The 3493-nt window shown below is 57.3% G+C and carries 4 protein-coding genes; 3 read left to right on the top strand and 1 reads right to left on the bottom strand.

Features of this window, described 5'->3' with window-relative positions; genetic code table 11:
* On the top strand, positions 1 to 1330 hold a 1330-nt coding region (locus AC6RA8_RS21750; RefSeq protein ID WP_500355830.1), incomplete at its 5' end, for a class II 3-deoxy-7-phosphoheptulonate synthase.
* Positions 1331 to 1397: 67 nt separating this feature from the next.
* Here AC6RA8_RS21750 and AC6RA8_RS21745 read toward each other — a convergent pair.
* Positions 1398 to 2099, bottom strand: a complete 702-nt coding sequence (locus AC6RA8_RS21745) for a PAS domain-containing protein (protein WP_500355828.1) — start codon at positions 2097 to 2099, stop codon at positions 1398 to 1400.
* Between the two features lie 176 nt (positions 2100 to 2275).
* On the opposite strand from AC6RA8_RS21745, the gene AC6RA8_RS21740 reads away from it, so the two are divergent.
* Positions 2276 to 3190 carry a YicC/YloC family endoribonuclease gene (locus AC6RA8_RS21740; RefSeq protein WP_500355827.1) on the top strand — a complete coding sequence of 305 codons (915 nt, stop codon included), beginning with the start codon at positions 2276 to 2278 and terminating at the stop codon, positions 3188 to 3190.
* A 4-nt stretch (positions 3191 to 3194) separates the two neighbouring features.
* A partial coding sequence (locus AC6RA8_RS21735; RefSeq protein ID WP_500355825.1) for a nucleoside/nucleotide kinase family protein occupies positions 3195 to 3493 on the top strand: 299 nt, incomplete at its 3' end.

Raw genomic sequence — 3493 nt, 5'->3', positions numbered from 1 at the left:
CCAGATGCCCGATTATACCGACACTGCGGCACTGAACGCGGTTGAGGCGCAGCTTGCAAAGTATCCTCCGCTGGTGTTTGCAGGCGAGGCGCGGCGGCTAAAGGCTCATCTCGCCGATGCATCCCGTGGTGACGCGTTCCTGCTGCAAGGCGGCGACTGTGCTGAGGCATTTGATCAGTTCAGCGCTGACAGCATCCGTGACACGTTCAAAGTTATGTTGCAGATGGCAATGGTGCTGACATACGGCGCCAAGGTTCCGGTGATCAAGTTGGGCCGCATGGCTGGCCAGTTCGCCAAGCCGCGCTCGGCTCCGACCGAGGTGGTGGATGGTGTGGAATTACCCAGCTACCGTGGTGATATCATTAACGAATTGGACTTCACGCCCGAGGCTCGGATTCCGAACCCACAGAAGATGTTGCAGGCCTACACGCAGGCAGCAGCCACGCTGAACCTGCTGCGCGCGTTCTCGACCGGTGGTTTCGCAGATATGAACATGGTGCATTCGTGGACCCTGGGTTTTGCAGATGGGGCAGGGGCGGAGAAATACCGCGAGATTTCCGCGCGTATTCAGGACACAATCGACTTCATGGCGGCGGCGGGCATTGATGCCGACACGACGCACGAGTTTTCGTCGGTTGAATTCTACACTAGCCATGAATCTCTGTTGCTGGAATACGAGGAAGCGTTGACACGCATCGACTCGACCAGCGGCAAATGGTTGGCTGGCTCCGGTCATATGATCTGGATCGGTGACCGCACCCGCCAGCCCGATGGCGCACATGTCGAGTTCGCTCGTGGGGTGCAAAACCCCATTGGTCTGAAATGCGGTCCCAGCATGACAACCGAGGATTTAAAGGTGCTTCTTGCGAAGCTGAACCCGGAAAACGAAGCTGGTCGCTTGACCCTCATAGCGCGTTTCGGTGCCGGATCGGTTGCTGAACACCTGCCGCGTCTGATCAACACCGTCCGCGAGGAAGGTGCGGAAGTTGTCTGGGTGTGTGACGCGATGCACGGAAACACGATCAAGTCTTCGACAGGTTACAAGACGCGTCCGTTCGACAGCGTGCTTCGTGAAGTGCGTGAATTCTTTGGTGTACATGCTGCCGAGGGTACAGTGCCTGGCGGTGTGCATTTCGAGATGACCGGGCAAGACGTCACTGAATGCACGGGTGGTGTGCGCGCTGTGACCGAAGAAGACCTGAGTGATCGCTATCACACGGCGTGCGATCCACGCCTGAATGCCTCGCAGTCGCTTGAGCTGGCATTCCTTGTGGCCGAAGAGCTGTCTCAATTGCGCGCCACGCGCGCCAAGGCACGCGCCGCAAGTTGATCGAAACAAAAACGCGCCGAACCAACCGTTCGGCGCGTTTCTTTTAGTCGACCTTTCGACCTCTGATCTATTTGTCGTCTGACTTGACCAGACGAAGATACGGAACGCTTGGTCTCGGCGTCGTAGCTTCAAAACTTTTCTGGCTTTCTGCAAAACCGTCCACCTGCACGCGCTGCGGCCTGGCCTGAACCGTTGGTTCGATGGGCGCCGGTCTGGACGCGGGAGACGCAATCGGTCGAATACGCGCACCAACCACGTTGAAACGGCGCGGTGTCTGCCCGATTTCACCTTGTGCAACCAGACATCCCAAAATCCGGCTCACATCGCCGAGGTCGCTTTTGAGTGGCAGCAGAAGCAGACGGCATTCCATCTGCGGTTTTGAAATGTTTGTCTCTGCGCTCATCCGCAATTCGCACATGGCCGGGCGTTGGCAGACATCTTCGATGGCATCTGCGATTTGGCGACGACAGGGTGGCGTGATGAAAGATGTGAGCGGCATCCCCCGCACTTCCATTCCCATCAAGTCACCGAGGTGACTGCCCGCGATGCGAATGCGTGCCATGCCTGGCGCAATGCGTTCCAGAACGAAGGTGTATTCCAGCGCCGATTCAATGCCACGTGGATCAATCTCGGACCGCTTTGGCATCAGACGCGTGCCACGCAAGCCTTCCCAATAGGCTTCAACCTGCGAGATCGCCGAAAAACCTGTGTTTGCGCGGAACTCTGTCATTGCGCTGACATTGTGCGTGTAAAGGTCTGATTTGTCCATCTGTACATACTCTTGCTCGGTCCGCCGAATGCTTTGCTTCGGGATTGACGCAAAACATATCAAATTTGTAGGAAACCGCTTGGGGAAAGCTAACAAATGGTTAATCACCGCTCTGTCCCCGCGGGGACATGGCCAGTGGCTTGCCCCGATGTGAACTTCCCCCTAAACGCAAAGACATGACCAACACATCTAAAGATGGCGCGCCGCGCTCAATGACTGGTTTCTCGGCTGCTACCGGTGCATTCAACTCATTCCGCTGGGCATGGGATATTCGCAGCGTCAATGGCAAAGGTCTGGACGTACGCTTGCGGGTTCCGGATTGGATTGACGGGTTGGAGACGGCGCTGCGGCCGCTCGTTGCAGCGCGGGCCAAGCGCGGCAATGTCACGTTGTCGCTTCGCATCACGCGCGATGATGCGGCGGCTGGTTTATCACTGAACGAAGAAACCATGCGCGCCGTCGTTCAAAGCCTTCTGACAATTGAAGCTGAGGCGATGGAGCAGGGGCTGTCGCTTGCGCCATCCCGCGCCACCGACATTGCGAGTATGCGAGGCGTTATGGATGCGGGTGCGGCACAGGATGATCCAGGCCCATTACGCGCTGCGTTGCTTTCCGAGGTTCCGGCGCTTCTGGATGCCTTTGATGATATGCGGACGCGCGAAGGATCGGCTTTGCGCGAGGTGATGTTGGCGCAGTTGACCGAAGTCGGGCAACTGACCGAACAAGCCGCCGCGTTGGCAGAAGAACGTAAGGGCGATGTGGCGGCAAATTTGAAACGGAACCTAGCCCGCGTTTTGGACAACGCGGACGGTGCGGACCCGGATCGTGTGGCTCAAGAGCTGGCCTTGCTGGCGGTCAAGTCGGACGTGACCGAGGAAATTGACCGGCTACACACACATGTCAAAGCCGCAGGCGCGCTTTTGAATGACGGGGGTGCGGTTGGGCGCAAGCTCGATTTCCTCATGCAAGAGTTCAACCGCGAAGCCAATACTCTATGCTCAAAAGCGCAGAACGCCGATTTGACGGCTGTCGGATTGGCGTTGAAGGCGCTGATCGACCAAATGCGTGAGCAAGTGCAGAACGTGGAATAATAATATGACCGACGCTCAGAACCGCCGTGGTCTTCTGATTATACTCAGCTCGCCGTCAGGTGCCGGCAAAAGCACATTGGCCCGTCGGTTGCGGGATTGGGACTCGGGCCTATCGTTTTCTGTATCCGCCACAACGCGTGAACCAAGGCCGGGTGAGGTCGATGGCGAGCACTATCGTTTCATCTCTGAGGCTGCGTTCAAGGGTCAGGTTACTGATGGGGAGATGCTGGAACATGCCCACGTCTTTGGCAACTTCTATGGCTCACCAAAGGGACCAGTCGAGGATGCGATAAACAAAGGGCA

This window comes from Tateyamaria sp., from assembly GCF_059783535.1.
This window is presented reverse-complemented; position numbering and strand designations above follow the sequence as displayed.